At 52.9% G+C, this 17,957-nt stretch carries 18 protein-coding genes and 1 pseudogene; 12 read left to right on the top strand and 7 right to left on the bottom strand.

Features of this window, described 5'->3' with window-relative positions; translation table 11 throughout:
• Positions 1-237 precede the first annotated feature (237 nt).
• Entirely contained in the window at positions 238-942 is a 705-nt protein-coding gene (locus tag AAER43_RS12705) for a response regulator (protein ID WP_014884072.1), read from the top strand.
• Entirely contained in the window at positions 939-2,003 is a 1,065-nt protein-coding gene (locus tag AAER43_RS12700) for an ATP-binding protein (protein WP_023330540.1), read from the top strand. The genes AAER43_RS12705 and AAER43_RS12700 overlap by 4 nt, the downstream gene beginning before the upstream one ends.
• Here AAER43_RS12700 and AAER43_RS12695 read toward each other — a convergent pair.
• From AAER43_RS12695 to pspF, 7 genes and pseudogenes are all read right to left on the bottom strand, one after another.
• Positions 1,984-2,924, bottom strand: a pseudogene (locus AAER43_RS12695) (ATP-grasp fold amidoligase family protein). The gene AAER43_RS12700 and the pseudogene AAER43_RS12695 sit on opposite strands and share 20 nt — an antisense overlap.
• A 154-nt stretch (positions 2,925-3,078) precedes the next feature.
• The gene (gene sapF / locus AAER43_RS12690; RefSeq protein ID WP_014884069.1) at positions 3,079-3,885 is read right to left on the bottom strand and encodes a putrescine export ABC transporter ATP-binding protein SapF; all 807 of its coding nucleotides are present in this window, start codon (positions 3,883-3,885) and stop codon (positions 3,079-3,081) included.
• 1 nt (position 3,886) lies between these two features.
• Complete coding sequence (sapD, locus tag AAER43_RS12685) at positions 3,887-4,879, bottom strand: putrescine export ABC transporter ATP-binding protein SapD (protein ID WP_014884068.1); 993 nt, start codon at positions 4,877-4,879, stop codon at positions 3,887-3,889.
• Positions 4,879-5,769: a putrescine export ABC transporter permease SapC gene (gene sapC / locus AAER43_RS12680; RefSeq protein WP_014884067.1), complete on the bottom strand. Its 891-nt coding sequence runs from the start codon at positions 5,767-5,769 to the stop codon at positions 4,879-4,881. The genes sapD and sapC overlap by 1 nt, the downstream gene beginning before the upstream one ends.
• Complete coding sequence (sapB, locus tag AAER43_RS12675; protein ID WP_014884066.1) at positions 5,756-6,721, bottom strand: putrescine export ABC transporter permease SapB; 966 nt, start codon at positions 6,719-6,721, stop codon at positions 5,756-5,758. The genes sapC and sapB overlap by 14 nt, the downstream gene beginning before the upstream one ends.
• Positions 6,718-8,358, bottom strand: a complete 1,641-nt coding sequence (sapA, locus tag AAER43_RS12670) for an ABC transporter substrate-binding protein SapA (protein WP_014884065.1) — start codon at positions 8,356-8,358, stop codon at positions 6,718-6,720. Before sapA ends, sapB begins: the two co-directional genes overlap by 4 nt.
• Positions 8,359-8,446: 88 nt before the next feature.
• On the bottom strand, positions 8,447-9,424 hold the full coding sequence (gene pspF / locus AAER43_RS12665) for a phage shock protein operon transcriptional activator (protein WP_023330538.1): 978 nt from the start codon (positions 9,422-9,424) through the stop codon (positions 8,447-8,449).
• A 167-nt stretch (positions 9,425-9,591) separates the two neighbouring features.
• Between pspF and pspA the strand changes: the two genes are divergently transcribed.
• From pspA to AAER43_RS12615, 10 genes are all read left to right on the top strand, one after another.
• Entirely contained in the window at positions 9,592-10,260 is a 669-nt protein-coding gene (pspA, locus tag AAER43_RS12660; RefSeq protein ID WP_023337367.1) for a phage shock protein PspA, read from the top strand.
• A 53-nt stretch (positions 10,261-10,313) separates the two neighbouring features.
• Positions 10,314-10,538 carry an envelope stress response membrane protein PspB gene (gene pspB, locus AAER43_RS12655; protein WP_014884062.1) on the top strand — a complete coding sequence of 75 codons (225 nt, stop codon included), beginning with the start codon at positions 10,314-10,316 and terminating at the stop codon, positions 10,536-10,538.
• Positions 10,538-10,897 carry an envelope stress response membrane protein PspC gene (pspC, locus tag AAER43_RS12650; RefSeq protein WP_050861971.1) on the top strand — a complete coding sequence of 120 codons (360 nt, stop codon included), beginning with the start codon at positions 10,538-10,540 and terminating at the stop codon, positions 10,895-10,897. Before pspB ends, pspC begins: the two co-directional genes overlap by 1 nt.
• A gap of 12 nt (positions 10,898-10,909) precedes the next feature.
• On the top strand, positions 10,910-11,134 hold the full coding sequence (pspD, locus tag AAER43_RS12645; RefSeq protein WP_014884060.1) for a phage shock protein PspD: 225 nt from the start codon (positions 10,910-10,912) through the stop codon (positions 11,132-11,134).
• Between the two features lie 195 nt (positions 11,135-11,329).
• Entirely contained in the window at positions 11,330-13,027 is a 1,698-nt protein-coding gene (locus AAER43_RS12640) for a sugar phosphorylase (protein ID WP_050861972.1), read from the top strand.
• 14 nt (positions 13,028-13,041) lie between these two features.
• A complete protein-coding gene (locus AAER43_RS12635) occupies positions 13,042-14,334 on the top strand; it encodes an ABC transporter substrate-binding protein (protein ID WP_050861973.1) in 1,293 nt (430 codons plus the stop codon).
• A 22-nt stretch (positions 14,335-14,356) separates the two neighbouring features.
• Entirely contained in the window at positions 14,357-15,238 is an 882-nt protein-coding gene (locus AAER43_RS12630; RefSeq protein ID WP_014884057.1) for a sugar ABC transporter permease, read from the top strand.
• A complete protein-coding gene (locus tag AAER43_RS12625; RefSeq protein WP_050861974.1) occupies positions 15,225-16,067 on the top strand; it encodes a carbohydrate ABC transporter permease in 843 nt (280 codons plus the stop codon). The genes AAER43_RS12630 and AAER43_RS12625 overlap by 14 nt, the downstream gene beginning before the upstream one ends.
• 29 nt (positions 16,068-16,096) lie before the next feature.
• Positions 16,097-17,149, top strand: a complete 1,053-nt coding sequence (locus AAER43_RS12620; RefSeq protein WP_032636317.1) for a zinc-binding alcohol dehydrogenase — start codon at positions 16,097-16,099, stop codon at positions 17,147-17,149.
• Positions 17,150-17,166: 17 nt separating this feature from the next.
• Positions 17,167-17,955: a sugar phosphate isomerase/epimerase family protein gene (locus tag AAER43_RS12615; protein WP_050861975.1), complete on the top strand. Its 789-nt coding sequence runs from the start codon at positions 17,167-17,169 to the stop codon at positions 17,953-17,955.
• Positions 17,956-17,957 lie beyond the last annotated feature (2 nt).

Here is a 17,957-nt window from a genome sequence, read left to right as displayed (position 1 = left end):
GCGACAGGGTTAATTCTCACCGTTCTATGAAAGAAGGGTTCTGCCCGAATAGCTATTCTGGCCAGGCATTGTCGAGTCTTTATTGACTGAATGTGTAGGCTGTGTGGAGGCATGGCCGGACATTTAAATTAGTGCTGGAAATTTTCATGGCTACGGCACTTTTTCCCGGAGGCTGTGTCTTATTGTGCTAAAGATATCTGATAGCGTGCTCAAAGGGATTTCACCCGCGGAGATAAAATGAACAAAAATACTCTAATCCTTGTTGTTGAAGATGAAGACGACATTGCTGAAATACTGATGAGTTACTTAGAGCGTTCAGGGATGAAAACGCTGAGGGCCAGACAGGGCGAGCAGGCGATAGCGCTTAATCGCCTTCATAAACCGGATCTCATCTTGCTGGACATTCATCTGCCCGTATGCGACGGCTGGAGCGTCCTCACGACGCTTCGTCAGGAAAGTTCCGTGCCCGTCATTATGGTTTCTGCCCTCGATCAGGACGTAGATAAACTCATGGGGCTGAGGCTTGGCGCAGATGATTACGTTATCAAGCCTTTTAACCCTTCTGAAGTTGTCGCGCGGGTTGAAGCGGTGCTGCGCAGAACCAAACCCGCTATTCAGCAGGCGGGGGCCGCGCCTCTCAGGACGCCTTTTATTACGGTCTATCCGGATGATTTCTACGTTGAGGTTACCGTGGGACCTGAAGTGATCTCCCCGGTGTTAACGACGACGGAATTTAAGCTTCTTACGTATCTGGTCAGATATCCGCGAAAGGTCTGCTCCCGCGAAGAGTTACTCAACGCATGTCTTCCGGAAGGTGATACCCTCGACAGAACAGTAGATAGCCATATGAGCAAGCTGCGTAAAAAACTTGAGCTAGCGGGGCTTTACGGCGTCCCTGAGAGCATCAGGGGCATGGGTTACCGGCTTGGGGAGAAAAAATGAACAGAGAGTCTGTCCTGAGTCGTCAGATCTTAACGTACATGATGTTGCTGACGTTTACGATCATTGCCATTTCAATACTGGGCTCCTGGTTTTTTTACTCCTTTATTCTGGATCACCTCCCCGGCGGCGCTGCGGCGGGGGAAGACGAGCAGATGACCCTGTGGGACTGGGTGTGGATCGGGACAGCAACAACAATCAGTCTGATATTCGCGGTTTTTTTAACGATCAAACTTTCCTCGCGGATACTCACCCCGCTAAACGCGGTCGCGTCCAGCCTGAAAAAAATTTCGCAGGGCCAACTGGATGCCCGGGCTTATTGTGCCAGTTCCAGGCTGGGAGAGATCAATCACCTGGTCATGGATTTCAATGAAATGGCGGAAAAACTGCAGACGCTGGATATGCAGCGTAAATCCTGGAATGCCGCCATTGCCCATGAACTCAGAACCCCGGTCACGATTTTACGCGGGCGGCTTCAGGGTCTGGTAGACGGCGTTTTTGAACCGGATCCGGTGCTTTTTAATAATCTTCTCAGGCAGACCGAAGGGTTAACCCGCCTGATTGAAGATCTACGGGTTGTCAGCTCTGACGGTGGGGCGGGTTATACGTTGTCTAAATCCAGAACGGATCTCAACGGGACAATACAGGACGCGCTTGATACGTTCATGCCCGAATTTAAACGTAACCAGTTTACGATAAAGACAGCGTTGAGGGAGCAGCGTTGTGTGTTCGATCCGTTGCGTATCAACCAGTGTCTGGCCGTTCTTTTTGACAACGCATTACACTATTCAACCTCGCGGACGCTCATTGTCAAAAATGGCGTGTCTGATAAAGGCAATTATATTCTTATTCAGGATGGCGGACCGGGCATCCCTGAGGCCTTCCACGATTTTTTATTTCAGCCTTTTCAGCGGGATAATGGCGCCAGGGCATTGAATCCCGAAGGGTGTGGTTTAGGCTTATCGGTGGTAAAAGCCATCATGCTGGCCCATGGTGGCGATGTCACTTATACCTTATCAAAGCAAAACCACTCAATATTTAAACTCACCTGGCCCGACCCGTGAGTTTCAGCGGCAGATTAAATGTGCTTGCTGGCGATAAATGCCATATTTGTCCTAGCTTAGCATCCCATTCCTGTGGGGTAATCGTCAGTTTACCGCGTCTCGGGCTTAGGGTTATTTCACTGAAATAGATTTCATCTTTTTTTAGCATAAGATCAACGCGGCAGTAATCAATTCCCTGCGCCAGCTCCTGGGAGGCCAACAATGCTTCTCGGAATAAAAGCGGTTCGCCAGGATCTGCTGAAGTATTCGGATATTCCATCTGGAAAGGTTGTAAGTTCCAGTGCCTGTCATAAACGTTGATAAACCCTTTCCCGTTATCATCCGTAAAATCCGCTTCAACATATTGGGCAACGCCATGAAAGCAATGGATCCTCAACATTTCGGGCGTTGTATTCCTGTCAGCATCGTCGAAGAGATCGACAAATGGCTCGCAAAGTATACTCGGCGTAATGTTTTTGTACTGCCATTCGCGTGTGGTGTAGTACAGATTTTTCTTTAACGCGAGGCTCAGTTTTTTCAGGCTTCCCTGTCATTAAAGTGCGCTTTGTCGGTACATACTATTGTGCTACCACTGTCATGGTTGCACTTAAGGACGAATTTGTCAGGAAGTACTGAAAAATCAATTTGCGACGCCCTGGTATAAACACCAAGTAAGGGCACCGTTTTCACGCGCGTAGTTCTGGAAGAAACGTATTCCCGAACGGCGAGTTTATCGGCAAGCATTGTATAGACGTTATTATGGTCATAGACCAGACGATGGCACATTTTTTCACTCAACGTCGAGGGTGATTTAATGTCAGGGGTTTTCCCGGTTGTTCTCTTGAGCCTCACAATATGGAAGTGCAGGTCCGTCATTAAAAATGAACGACATTTTCTGATGAGATACTCTGTGTATTTTAGAACATAAGTGGCGGTGATCATTTTTTCTCCTCCGTAATGTCCTGATATTCTGGAGAAGAACTGTTGATGGATATTGCGTAAAATATGGAGCAAGGATGGAGACGAAAATTAAAAGGATTAAATAACGTACGCAGGTTATTTAATCCTTGATTTAGCGGGGGGGTTACCGTTGTGCTTAGCGGTCCTTTCTCCACGCATCGGCGGTCAGCGCTTCACCGAAATGACCGGCAATCAGTCGTTTCGTCAGCTCATGAAGCGGAGAGGCCATGACATCCGCTGTGCTGCCACGTTCGACAACTTCCCCCTGGTGCATCACCATCACCTGGTCGCTGATATGCTTCATCATTCCGAGATGTTGGGTAACGTAGATATAGGAGATACCTTGTTTTTCCTGCAACTCCAGCATCAGGTTAATCAGTTGCGAACGCATCGACATATCCAGCGAGGCAAGCGCTTCGTCGGCAATGATTACCTTCGGGCGCAAAATCAACGCGCGCGCCAGACCCAGGCGCTGTTTCTGGCCGGGGGCCAGCATATGGGGATAGTAGCTTTCGTGATCCGGTAACAGTCCCACCATGCGCAGGGTTTCAAAGACGCGCTTTCGTCGCGCCTCGGGCTCCAGCTCGGTGTTCAAACGCAGAGGAAAATCCAGAATCTGCGAAATACGCTGGCGAGGATTGAGCGAGGTTGACGGATCCTGGAAGATCATGCGGATACGCTGGCTGCGGAAAGAGTAATCCCCAAACGCCAGAGGATGATCGTCAATCAACACTTCTCCAGCGGTAGGCTCTACCATGCCAGCAAGCATCTTCGCCAGCGTCGATTTCCCGGAACCGTTTTCGCCAATAATCGCCAGCGTCTGTTTTTCACGCAGGGTAAAACTTAGCGGCTTTACCGCCTCGACAGTCTGACGATGAAACAGCCCCGTACGATAGCGAAAGGTCTTACTCAGGTTGCGGACTTCCAGTAAGGTTTCGACCATTTCACTCTCTCTCCATGTTCAGCGGGAAATGACAGGCGTAAAGATGATTTTTAGCGCCGGTCAGGCGTGGTGTCTCAATACATTTACGCTGAGCATACGGGCAACGAGGCCCAAGACGGCAGCCTATCGGTAAGGATTCCAGCAGCGGAATCGCCCCTGGCAAGGTATTCAGGCGGCTCTTGTGCGGCATGGCGCTGCCAAAATCAGGAATAGCCCGGATAAGCGCCTGCGTATACGGATGATGCGGGGCGTTGATCAGGTCTTCGCTGGGGGCGGTTTCGACCGTTTGCCCGCAGTACATCACATCAATTTTGTCCGCCCATTTGCTTAACATCTGCAGGTCATGGCTGATCAGCAAAATGGTGGTGTTGTTGTTCTGGTTCAGACGTGACAGCAGGCGGAAAATTTGCGCCTGCGTGGTCGGCTCCATCGCGTTGGTGGGTTCATCCGCAATCAGCAAGCGCGGCTGATTAGCCAGCGCGATAGCAATCATCACCTTCTGACATTCACCGTCGGTAAGCTCATACGGGAAGCTGCGCATCGCGTCTTTATGATCTTTGATACCGACGCGGTGCAACAGTTCGATGGCGCGACGTTTACGCCAGCCGAAACGCTGCCACCAGCGGCCTTTATAGGTCCAGCCGGGGATGTTCTGCATGAGCTGTTTACCCACGCGCTCGGACGGATCGAGACAGGATTGCGGCTCCTGGAAGATCATCGAGACGTTGTGACCAACCAGCTTACGCCGCTCGCGCGGGGAGAGGCGCAGCAGGTCAATGTCGTCGAAGCGCATACGATCGGCGGTTACGCGCCAGTTGTCTTTCGCCACGCCGCAGATAGCTTTGGCGATCAGGCTTTTCCCTGAGCCAGATTCACCCACCAGCCCGCGAATTTCACCCTCAGCAAGCGTGATACTGATGCGATCGACGGCCTTAACCCAGCCTTCACCGGTTTTGAATTCGATGGTGAGGTTGCGGATATCAAGAAGTGGCATTATTGCACCCCCGCGTTAATTGCACGGCGAATACCGTCGCCCAGCAGGTTGATCAGCAACACGCTCACCATAATCGCCGCCCCCGGCAGCATGACTGTCCACGGTGCCACGTAGATTAACTCCAGCGCGTCACCGAGCATTGCGCCCCATTCAGGTGACGGCAACTGGGCGCCAAGGTCGAGGAAGCCGAGCGCAGCAATATCAAGAATCGCCATCGACAGCGCACGGGTGATCTCGGTGACCAGCCCGGCGGCGATATTCGGCAGAACGGCAAACCACAGGATGTTGAAGGTGGTCGCGCCGTCCAGACGGGCGGCGACGACATACTCTTTTTCCAGCTCGTCATGCACCATGCTGTAAACCGAACGCACGATGCGGGGCAGGATTGCCAGCCAGACGGCAAACATCGCATGCGACAGATGCGGTCCGGCAAAAGCAACCACAATGATCGCCAGCAGCAGAGACGGAATCGACAGCAGGGTGTCCAGAATGTGGTTCAGTACCGCCGAACGCAGGCCATGCGTGGATCCCGCAAAAATACCGAGCGCCAGTCCACAGACTGTCGCCGCAAGCGTGACCACAAATGCGCCACCCACCGTCGGAGCAGCGCCGCTTAACAGGCGGCTCAATACGTCACGTCCGAGGTCGTCGGTGCCGAGGAAGAAAGAGACTTCGCCGTAGCGTGACCAGGAAGGCGGCAGAAGCTGATAGCCGAGGAACTGCTGGTCAATGCCATACGGGGCAAACCACGAGCCAAAGAGGCAGAGTAATACCAGCCCGGCGCAGCCATAAAGGCCGATCATCGCCGTGGTGTCACCATAGAACTTACGCCACACGGTACGCAGCGCACCGGGTGTGCGCTTTTCACTGTATACGTTATCGTAAGGCATACCATTCCTTATGCTTCAACGGGTTAGCCATCGCACCCAAAATATCGGACAACACGTTAACAATAATCACCAGCGAACCAATCACCATCACACCCGCTGAAATAGCGGCGTAGTCCTGCTGGCGAATCGCGTTGATCATCCATCGTCCCAGCCCTGGCCAGCTAAAGACCATCTCGGTGATCATCGCCAGAGTGAGCATGGTGGAGAACTGCAGCCCCAGACGCGGAATCACCGGCGGTAGCGCGTTATGGAGAACGTTGCGGCGCAGAATGGTCAGGCGTGACAAACCCCGCGTGGCGGCGGCTTTGACATAGTTCTGGTCAAACACCTCGATGGTGCTCAGGCGCATCAGGCGAATCACTTCCGTGGTCGGGGCGACGGCCAGCGTCAGTACCGGCAACACCATATGGCGCACGGCGCTGACGATCATCTCATGACGCCACACTGAATCGGACAGCCAGGCGTCAATAATGGCAAAACCCGTCACCGATTTCACCGTATAGAGCAGGTCGAAGCGGCCCGAGACTGGTAGCCAGCCCATCGTCAGTGAGAAGAAGAGCGTTAACAGCAGCGCCAGCCAGAATACCGGGATGGAGAAGCCTAACAGGGCGAGGGCGCTGATGAACTTATCCTGCCATTTGTTGCGATAGATCCCGGCCAGCATACCCACGGGGATCCCCACCATCAGGGCAAAACCGAAGGCCAGAATGCACAGCTCCATCGTGGCCGGAAAAACCTCTTTCAACTGGTCGGAGATAAGCTGCCCGTTGATGCTGGACACCCCGAAATCCCAGTGCAGCAGACCGTTAAACCAGAACAGCCAGGCATCCCACAACGATGAGCCCTGAAGCGGGGCGTGCGGCGTAAAATAGCTCAGGCTGAAACCGACAAAGGTCAGCAGAAAGAGCGTCACCAGCAGCAGCAGGAGTCGGCGCAAGGTAAAAATAATCATGGTTTTTTCACCTCTTGTTCTTTTTCGCGCGAGACGCCCGCGAACGAGGCATTGCCGAACGGACTCAGCACCAGACCTTTAATATCATAGCGATAGGCCTGGAGACGCAGGGAAGAGGCCAGCGGCAGCACGGGCAACTCCTCGGCGAGGATTTTCTGCGCTTCATCATAAGCATCGATGCGTGAGGCCAACTGTTGGGAAGAGAGCGCTTTTTGCAGCACGGCGTCAAACTCCCGGTTACACCAGTGAGCGTAGTTGGTCTGCGAGTTGATCGCCGCACAGCTCAGCAGCGGCCGGAAAAAACTGTCCGGGTCGTTACTGTCGGTAGCCCAGCCGGTCAGCGTAAGATCGTGATTCATGTCCATCAGGCGCGCCTCCTGGAAACGGCCCTCAACCGGCACGATGATCACCTTGACGCCCACCTGTGCCATATCTGCCTGCAACAGTTCGGCCGTTTTCAGCGGGCTCGGGTTCCACGCCTGGGAACTGGTCGGCACCCAAAGCTGGAGGGTGAGGTTTTCCGCGCCCAGCGCTTTCAGTTGTTCGCGTGCTTTTGCCGGATTGTATTCCGTAATTTTAGCTTCACCGTCGTAGGCCCACGAGGCGCGCGGTAAAATAGAGGCCGCGGTTTCCGCCGTGCCGTAGTAGATCGACTGCATCAGACGCTGGTTGTTAATCGCCAGCGCCAGGGCATGACGGACGGCAGGGTTGTTCAACGGCGGCTTATCCGTGTTAAAGGCCAGATAAGCGATGTTCATTCCCGGGCGTAGCGTCAGACGCAGACGCGGATCGTCACGCAAAATAGTGAGCTGGCTGGCGGCAGGCCAGGCGAGCACGTCACATTCCCCGGTGAGCAGTTTTGAGAGACGTCCCGTTCCGCCGGAGCCGAGGTCAACCACCACCTGCGGCATCAGCGGCGTGCCGCGCCAGAAATGTTCATGACGCTGCAGGCGGATATATTGCCCCGCACGGTATTCCGCCAGCTGGAACGGACCGGTGCCCACCGGCTGGCGATCGAGCAACTCCTGGCGATCTTTTTTCGCAAGCTGCGACGCATATTCAGCAGACATGACGGACGCATAGTGGGTCGCCAGATGCCAGAGGAAGGAGGCATCCGGGCGCGTTAGCGTAAATTCAACCGTTCGGTTATCCAGCTTACGCACGCTCTTAACCGTGTCGGCAAACTGCAGACTGTCGAAGTAAGGGAAATGATCTCCATTGACGTTATGCCACGGATGATTGCGATTAAAGATCCGCTGGAAGGTAAAGACCACATCGTCCGCATTCAGCTTGCGCGTGGGGGTAAACCACGGCGTGCGCTGAAACGCGACATCATTGCGCAGGTGGAAGCGGTAGGTTGCACCGTTGTCCAGCACTTCCCAGCTTTCCGCAAGCTCAGGGACCAGACGGTAGGTGTACGGGTCGACATCAAGCAGACGGTCATACAATTGCGCGGCAAGCGTATCGACAATCAGGCCGCTGCCCGCTTTTTGCGGGTTGAAGGTATCCACCTGGCCGCTCACGCAATAGACGAAGCCACTGTCACGGATGTCAGGCTGCGAAGTCTGCCCCGGCGCGGCAAAAGCCATGCTGCTGAACAGACCGAGTGCAAAAAAGGACGATAAAACCAGACGCATAATTTTTAAGGTTTTTAGGTTCGATCTGCAAAGTGTATCGCACTTACGCCTGCTTCGTAAAAATGTCTGCGGGTAAGTGCCGATATTGTCAGCGCATTTGATGCTTTTTGAGCAATGCCCGTAACTGATGGTAGGTCAGACCCAGGAGTTCAGCCGCCCGTTTCTGGTTATATTTCGCCGTCTTCAGGCTTTGCTCCAGCAATTGTTGTTCCTGGTCGTGCTGGAACTGACGTAAATCAAGAGGGAGGGCGGGGGCGTGGTCAGACGATGAGGGGGCGGTGACCGGCGGCGCATGACGCTGAAAAGGATCGATAATGATGTTATCCAGTTCCGCCTCGCTGCTGCCGTGGCGGTAGACAGAGCGCTCCACGACGTTTTTCAGTTCGCGAATATTTCCCGGCCAGTGATAGGCCAGTAGCGTCTCCTTTGCATAATCGCTGAAGCCGGGGAACAGAGGCAGGCCGAGCTCGCGGCACATCTGAATCGCAAACTGGTCTGCGAGCAGCATAATGTCACTTCTTCGCTCGCGCAGGGGGGGAAGCTGAACAACGTCAAAGGCCAGGCGGTCGAGCAGATCGGCTCTGAATTTCTCCTCCGCGACCCTCTCCGGCAGATTGGCGTTGGTGGCGCACACCAGACGCACGTTAACCTGCAGCGGCTGGCTACCGCCGACGCGCTCCAGTTCGCCATACTCAATGACGCGCAGCAGTTTTTCCTGCACCAGCATGGGCGCGGTGGCGAGTTCATCAAGAAACAGCGTACCGCCGTCGGCGCGCTCAAACCGTCCCGGATGGCGCTTCTGGGCGCCGGTAAAGGCGCCTGCTTCGTGGCCGAAAAGCTCTGTATCGAGCAGGTTTTCATTTAGCGCCGCGCAGTTTAACGAGATAAAGGGGCCGTCCCAGCGTCCGGATAAATAGTGCAGGCGGTTGGCAATCAGTTCCTTACCCGTGCCGCGCTCGCCGATAATCAGCACCGGCTTGTTGAGCGGTGCAAGGCGGGACACCTGTTCCAGCACCTCCAGAAAGCTGTTTGCTTCCCCGAGTAAATTGTCTTTGTATCCAGCCATGATGAAATTAACCACTCCTTAGCGATATTCACCAGGTCAGCATAGTTCTTCATTGCGTATAAATCAAACACATCAAGCAAAATCAATAGGATAAAAAACTGGCACGGGAATTGTATTATCTCAACAGCAGGGCATTGCCCGACCACAGAAATAAGAGGATTTTTATTATGGGTATTTTTTCTCGTTTTGCCGACATCGTGAACGCCAACATCAACTCACTGCTGGAAAAGGCGGAAGACCCGCAGAAGCTGGTGCGTCTGATGATTCAGGAGATGGAAGACACGCTGGTTGAAGTGCGTTCTACCTCTGCTCGCGCGCTTGCTGAGAAAAAACAGTTAACGCGCCGGATTGAGCAGGCCACCGCCCAGCTCAATGAATGGCAGGAAAAAGCGGAACTCGCCCTGCGTAAAGATAAAGAAGATCTGGCTCGTGCGGCGCTGATTGAAAAACAGAAGCTGACGGACATGGTCGCGACGCTTGAGCATGAAGTGACGCTGGTGGATGACACGCTCACCCGCATGAAAAAAGAGATTGGTGAGCTCGAAAATAAACTGAGCGAAACCCGCGCACGTCAGCAGGCGCTGTCGCTGCGTCATCAGGCGGCCAGCTCTTCCCGCGACGTACGCCGTCAGCTGGACAGCGGCAAGCTGGATGAGGCCATGGCGCGATTTGAGTCTTTTGAGCGTCGCATCGATCAGATGGAAGCGGAAGCAGAAAGCCACAGCATCGGGAAGCAAAAGTCACTGGATCAACAGTTTGCCGACCTGAAAGCGGACGATGAAATCAGCGAGCAGCTGGCGGCATTGAAAGCCAAAATGAAGCAAGATAACCAATAATACTGTTGCGGCACCTGAGCGTGCCGCTATGCATCCTAAGACAAGGAGTACACATGAGCGCGCTTTTTCTGGCCATTCCCCTGACGATTTTCGTGCTGTTTGTTTTGCCGATTTGGCTATGGCTGCACTACAGCAACCGTTCTTCACAAGGCGATCTTTCCCAGAGTGAACAGCAACGTCTTGCGCAGCTTACCGAACAGGCGAATAAGATGCGTGACCGCATTCAGGCGCTGGAAGCGATCCTGGATGCAGAACATCCAAACTGGAGGGATCGTTAATGACCGGACTGAATCTGAACAAAAAGTTGTGGCGAATCCCACCGCAGGGGATGGTGCGTGGCGTTTGTGCCGGGCTGGCACACTATCTTGACGTTCCAGTAAAACTGGTTCGTGTGGTGACGGTACTGTCTATTTTCTTCGGTCTGGCGTTTATCACGTTCGTGGCATACATCGTACTGTCGTTTGTCCTTGATCCCATGCCCGACGGAGAACTGGCCGCAGAAAGTGCGCCAACCAGTAACGATCTTCTGAACGCGGTTGACGAGCAACTGGCCGCAGGGGAGAAGCGGTTACGTGAAATGGAACGTTATGTCACGTCGGATACCTTTACGCTGAGAAGTCGTTTTCGTCAGCTTTAAGAGAGAATTTATATGAAGCAAAACTGGCAACAGGCCGGTCATAAGGTAAAACCCGGCCTGAAAATCGCAGGTAAGCTGGTTCTGATGACGGCATTACGTTACGGCCCGGCAGGTGTGGCGGGTTGGGCGATCAAATCTGTTGCCCGTAAGCCGGTCAGAATGTTGCTGGCCGTAGCGCTCGAACCAATGCTGCAAAAAGTGGCAAAACGGCTATCGCGCCGTTACTTATCTCGCTAATTCACACGCGCGTCAGCCCCTACTTTCCCAGAGAAGGGCTGGCGCCGTCTCAAACATTTCCCTCCCTTTAATGTGCTTTCTTTGCGGCAGCTCACAATACTGAGCAGAGCCGCTTTGGAATTGCGTTTTTCAGCCTCCCGCTTCGTTGACAGATATTTTTCATGGGAGTAGATTGCCCTTCGTGGGACCGCTACCATGGAAAATAAAGTGAACGCAAAAATTAAAAAACTTATCAATCATATCTACGGTGAATCATTTTCTGACGCACATTTAGACGTGTTATTATCAAAGCTTGAGCAAGCCGCTATTGATATTACAGAAAAGCGCAAATCAGGCTGGGATGAAAAAGATGTTGTCCTGATTACTTACGCCGATCAGTTCTCCGCGAAAGGGGAGAAAGCGTTGCCGGTGCTTACCCGCTTTTATAATGAATGGCTTGCCCGCACGTTTTCCCATGTCCATCTTTTACCTTTTTATCCGTGGTCTTCTGATGACGGATTTTCCGTTATTGATTACCACAGCGTCGCGCCTGAAACCGGAAGCTGGCAGGATATTGCTGAATTAAAACAGTCTGCCAGCTTAATGTTTGACTTCGTGTGCAACCATATGTCAGCAAAAAGTGAATGGTTTGCTAATTATCTTGCGCAGAAGCCGGGCTTTGACGATTTCTTTATTTCTGTCGATCCTGAAACTGATTTATCTGCCGTGACGCGGCCTCGTGCATTACCGCTGCTGACGCCATTTAAGCTGCATGATGGAAGCGTGCGTCATCTTTGGACCACGTTCAGTGATGACCAGATCGATCTCAACTTCGCCTCGCCTCAGGTACTGATTGCGATGGTTGACGTACTGCTCCATTACCTGGCGGAAGGGGCGCGTTACATTCGCCTCGACGCCGTTGGGTTTATGTGGAAGATTCCAGGAACCAGCTGCATCCATCTTGAGCAGACACACTGCCTTATCCAGCTTTTCCGTGCGATTACCGACGCTGTGGCACCCGGCACGGTGATCATTACCGAGACAAACGTCCCGCATAAAGACAATATCTCGTACTTCGGTGATGGTGAAAATGAAGCCCAGATGGTCTATCAGTTCTCCTTGCCACCGCTGGTGCTGCATGCTGTTCATCGTCAGGATGTAAAAGCACTTAGCCAGTGGGCGGGTTCGCTGGCGCTGCCTTCAACAAAAACGACCTGGTTCAACTTCCTGGCGTCTCATGACGGTATCGGCCTGAACCCGTTACGCGGCATTCTTCCGGAGTCAGAAATACTGTCACTGGTTGAAAAACTTCAGCAGGAAGGGGCGCTGGTTAACTGGAAAAATAATCCTGACGGAACGCGCAGTCCTTACGAAATCAATGTGACCTATCTGGACGCATTAAGCTCGCAAGACAGCCCAGATGATGAACGTATTGCGCGGTTTATTCTGGCACATGCTGTACTGTTGAGTTTCCCGGGTGTACCTGCCGTATATATTCAAAGCATTCTTGGCTCGCGTAACGATTATGAAGGCGTTGAACGCCTCGGCTATAACCGCGCGATAAACCGCAAGAAATACACCGCCGGTCAGGTTGACCTTGAGCTCAATAATAAACAAAGTGTTCGCCATAAAATCTATTCCCGTTTAAGCGAGTTTATTGCTATTCGTCGTGGGGAACACGCATTTCATCCTGATGCTCAGGCAATGTTTGAATCACTTGATGAACAGATTCTTAAAATTGTTCGCGTGGCTGATAATGGTGAAAGAATTACCGCGCTATTTAATTTTAGTCATAACGTTCATACCGTTTACGAGAAAGTGCTTTCCGGTGTGGAATTGCTATCAGGACAGGCTATTGACGGTACGGAACTGACCCTCAATCCATGGCAGGTTATGTGGATTAAAGAAAACTAAAAAAGGACCCTTAAATGAAAATGCCCAAAATTGTGCTGTTATCAGCACTGGTTTCGTGCGCCCTGTTATCAGGCTGTAAGGATGATAAAACGTCTGCTGTGACCATTGAGTTTATGCACTCTTCAGTAGAGCAGGAGCGTCAGGCGGTTATTACGAAACTGATCGAAAAATTTGAAAAAGAGAACCCTGGCATCACGGTGAAACAGGTGCCGGTGGAAGAAGACGCCTACAACACCAAGGTGATTACGCTCGCGAGAACCGGGGCGCTGCCGGAGGTGATTGAAGTCAGCCATGATTACGCAAAAGTCATGGATAAGGAACAACTGCTGGATCGCAAAGCGATAGGCGAAGCCATTAAAGCGGTAGGCGAAAACACCTTCTATGACGGGATCCTGCGCGTAGTCCATACCGAAGACGGTACCGCCTGGACGGGCGTGCCAATGAGTGCCTGGCTGTCCGGCGTCTGGTATCACAAAGATGTGCTGGCTTCTGCGGGTATTGAGGAGCCCCACAACTGGGAACAACTGCTGAAGGCCAGTGAGAAACTTAACGACCCGGCCAAAAAACATTACGGCATTGCGCTGCCTACCGCGGAAAGCGTCATGACCGAGCAGGCATTCTCCCAGTTTGCACTTTCCGGCGGCGCGAACGTTTTTGATGCCAACGGGAACGTCGAAATCGATACCCCTGAGATGGCGAAAGCGCTCTCTTTTTATAAAGCGCTGGCCGCGACCACCATGCCGGGCTCGAACGACGTCATGGAGATCAAAGATGCCTTCATGAACGGTTCCGCACCGATGGCGGTTTATTCCACCTACATCCTGCCTGCGGTATTCCATGATGGAAACCCTGCCAATCTTGGCTTCGTAGTCCCTACCGAAAAGACCTCTGCAGTCTACGGCATGATCACATCGCTGACGATCACCACGGGGCAATCTGAAGGTGAAACGCAGGCGGCTGAAAAGTTTGTGACGTGGATGGAGCAGGCTCAAAACGCAACCGACTGGGTCATGATGTCGCCTGGTGCGGCGCTGCCGGTGAACAAGCTGGTGGTAGGTACGGATACCTGGAAAAACAACGAGGTCATTAAAGCGTTTGGGCAACTGCCTTATGAGCTGATTGCTCAGTTCCCAAATGTGCAGGTGTTTGGCGCTGTGGGCGACAAGAACTTTACCCGCATGGGCGATGTCACCGGGTCCGGCATTATCAGTTCCATGGTGCATAACGTCACGGTGGGTAAACAAGATCTCAGCGCCACGCTCAGCAATAGCCAGAAGCGACTGGCTGACCTGATTTCACAACGATAGGAGCGCTTTGCGGAAGGAAATTATGAAGACGTTGTTTTCTGGTCGATCAGATATGCCTTTCGCCATGCTGCTGTTGGCCCCCAGCCTGATTTTGCTGGGGGGCCTGGTGGCCTGGCCAATGATTTCCAATATTGAAATCAGTTTCTTACGACTGCCGCTTAACCCGCGCATTAGCGCTGTGTTTGTTGGGCTGGACAATTACATTCGCATCCTCAGTGATGCGGCATTCTGGCACTCGCTGTGGATGACGTTCTGGTACACGGCGCTGGTGGTGATGGGCAGCACCGGGCTGGGGCTGGCCGTGGCGATCTTCTTTAATCGCGAATTTCGGATGCGCAAAACGGCACGTTCACTGGTGATTTTATCCTATGTGACGCCGTCTATTTCCCTGGTGTTTGCCTGGAAATATATGTTCAACAACGGCTACGGCATTGTGAACTACCTGGGCGTTGATCTGCTGCACCTTTATGACCAGGCACCGCTGTGGTTCGACAACCCCGGCAGTAGCTTTGTGTTGGTCGTGCTGTTCGCCATCTGGCGCTACTTCCCGTACGCCTTCATTTCATTCCTGGCGATTTTGCAGACCATCGACAAATCGTTGTACGAAGCCGCAGAGATGGACGGGGCTAACGCCTGGCAGCGTTTTCGTATCGTGACGTTGCCCGCCATCATGCCAGTGCTGGCTACGGTGGTGACGCTGCGAACCATCTGGATGTTCTACATGTTTGCGGATGTCTACCTGCTGACCACGAAGGTCGATATTTTAGGCGTCTATCTCTATAAAACCGCATTCGCATTTAATGATTTGGGTAAAGCAGCAGCAATTTCTGTGGTGCTGTTTGTGATCATCTTCGCTGTGATTCTGCTGACCAGAAAAAGGGTAAACCTCAATGGCAACAAATAAACGCGTACTTAGCCGTATTGGTTTTTATCTGGGGCTGGCGGTATTTCTGATCATCACGCTGTTCCCGTTCTTCGTGATGCTGATGACGTCGTTTAAGAGCGCGAAAGAGGCTATATCGCTGCACCCGACTATTTTGCCGCAGGCGTGGACGTTTCAGCATTATGTCGACATCTTTAACCCGCTGATCTTCCCGTTTGTGGATTACTTCCGCAACAGCATGGTGGTATCGCTGACATCGTCGGTGATTGCGGTGTTCTTTGGCACGCTGGGGGCTTACGCCTTGTCCAAACTGCGTTTTAAAGGACGCACGACGATCAATGCGAGCTTCTACACCGTCTATATGTTCTCCGGGATTTTGCTGGTGGTGCCGCTGTTCAAGATCATCACCGCGCTCGGTATTTATGACACGGAACTGGCGCTGATCATCACCATGGTGACCCAGACATTACCTACGGCGGTATTCATGCTGCGCAGCTATTTCGACACCATCCCGGACGAAATAGAAGAGGCCGCGATGATGGATGGTCTGAACCGCCTGCAAATCATCTTCCGCATTACCGTGCCGCTGGCGATTTCCGGACTCGTGTCGGTGTTTGTTTACTGCTTCATGGTGGCATGGAACGACTACCTGTTTGCCTCCATTTTCCTGTCCAGCGCCAGCAACTTTACGCTGCCGGTCGGGCTGAACACGCTCTTCAGCACACCAGATTATATCTGGGGTCGCATGATGGCGGCATCGCTGGTGACGGCGCTTCCGGTGGTCATCATGTACGCACTTTCTGAACGTTTTATTAAAAGTGGTTTGACCGCCGGTGGCGTTAAGGGCTGAGGCGGCCAATTTTTTATCAGGAGCAAGATATGAAAAAGTTAGTTGCGACAGCGCCTCGCGTGGCGGCGCTCGTGGAATATGAAGATCGTCCTGTGGAAGCACATGAAGTGAAAATTCGTGCCCGTTTTGGTGCACCAAAACACGGTACCGAAGTTGTGGATTTCCGTGCGGCAAGCCCGTTTATTGATGAAGAGTTCAACGCGGAGTGGCAGATGTTTACGCCGCGTGAAGAGGGCGCTGCGCGCGGTATCGAATTCGGTAAATTCCAGCTGGGGAACATGATCGTCGGCGACATTATTGAATGTGGTGCTGACGTAACGGAATACCAGCCAGGCGACAGCGTCTGTTGCTATGGTCCGCTGCAGGAGACGGTCATTGTCAATGCGGTTAACAACTACAAGCTGCGCAAAATGCCGCAGGGCGCATCCTGGAAAAACGCTGTTTGCTACGATCCGGCGCAGTTCGCCATGAGCGGCGTGCGTGATGCCAATGTCCGTGTAGGCGACTTTGTGGTGGTGGTCGGTCTGGGCGCCATCGGACAGATTGCCATACAGCTGGCAAAAAAAGCCGGTGCGTCAGTGGTCATCGGTGTCGATCCTATCGAGCACCGCTGTGAGATCGCTCGCCGTCATGGCGCAGATCACTGTCTGAACCCAATCGGTACCGATGTGGGTCTGGAAATTAAAAAGCTGACCGGCAAGCAGGGCGCGGACGTGATCATCGAGACCAGCGGTTTTGCGGATGCACTGCAGTCTGCGCTGCGTGGACTTGCCTACGGCGGCACCATCTCCTACGTTGCGTTCGCTAAACCATTTGCCGCGGGTTTCAACCTCGGCCGCGAAGCACACTTCAATAACGCGAAGATTGTTTTCTCCCGCGCCTGCAGCGAACCCAACCCGGACTACCCGCGCTGGAGCCGCAAGCGTATCGAGGAGACCTGCTGGGAATTGCTGATGAACGGTTATCTCAACTGTGACGATCTGATTGACCCGGTCGTGACCTTCACCTCCAGCCCGGAAAGCTACATGAAGTATGTCGATCAGCATCCGGAACTCAGTATCAAAATGGGCGTCACTTTTTAAGCTAAGGACAGCAAATCATGAAAATCGCAACGCAAAACCAGGCCTTTTTCCCAGCCAACATCATGGAAAAATTCGAGTACATCAAAGCGATGGGTTTTGATGGCTACGAAATTGACGGCAAACTGCTGGTCGAAAACCTCGACGAAGTGAAAGCGGCTATCAAAGCCACGGGTCTGCCGGTGACGACGGCATGTGGCGGATACGATGGCTGGATCGGTGATTTTATCGAAGAACGTCGTCTCAACGGGCTACAGCAGATTGAACGCATTCTGCAAGCCCTGGCGGAAGTGGGGGGAAAGGGCATTATCGTGCCTGCGGCCTGGGGAATGTTTACCTTCCGTTTGCCGCCAATGACCTCCCCACGCAGCCTGGACGGCGACCGCAAAGCGGTAAGCGCGTCGCTGCGCTGGCTGGATGAGGTTGCTGCACGCACCGGTACAACCGTCTACCTGGAACCGCTGAACCGCTACCAGGATCATATGATCAATACCCTGGCAAACGCGCGTCGTTATATCGAAGAGAACGATCTCAAGCACGTGCAGATCATCGGTGATTTCTATCATATGAACATTGAAGAAGACTCGCTGACGGATGCGCTGCATCAGAACCGCGATCTGCTGGGGCATGTGCATATTGCTGATAACCACCGCTATCAACCGGGCAGCGGCAGCCTCGATTTCGCCAGCCTGTTCGATCAGCTGCGTGCCGATAACTACCAGGGTTATGTGGTGTATGAGTGCCGCGTTCGCGCCGACAATCCGGCTCAGGCTTATCAGGACTCACTCACTTATTTGCGTGAATGCTAAGG

It is taken from the genome of Enterobacter sp. FUJ80071 (genome assembly GCF_038739915.1).
Taxonomy (GTDB): Bacteria; Pseudomonadota; Gammaproteobacteria; order Enterobacterales; family Enterobacteriaceae; genus Enterobacter; species Enterobacter kobei.
Note: the sequence above shows the minus strand (reverse complement) of the source record. Positions and strands in the feature narration are given on the sequence as shown.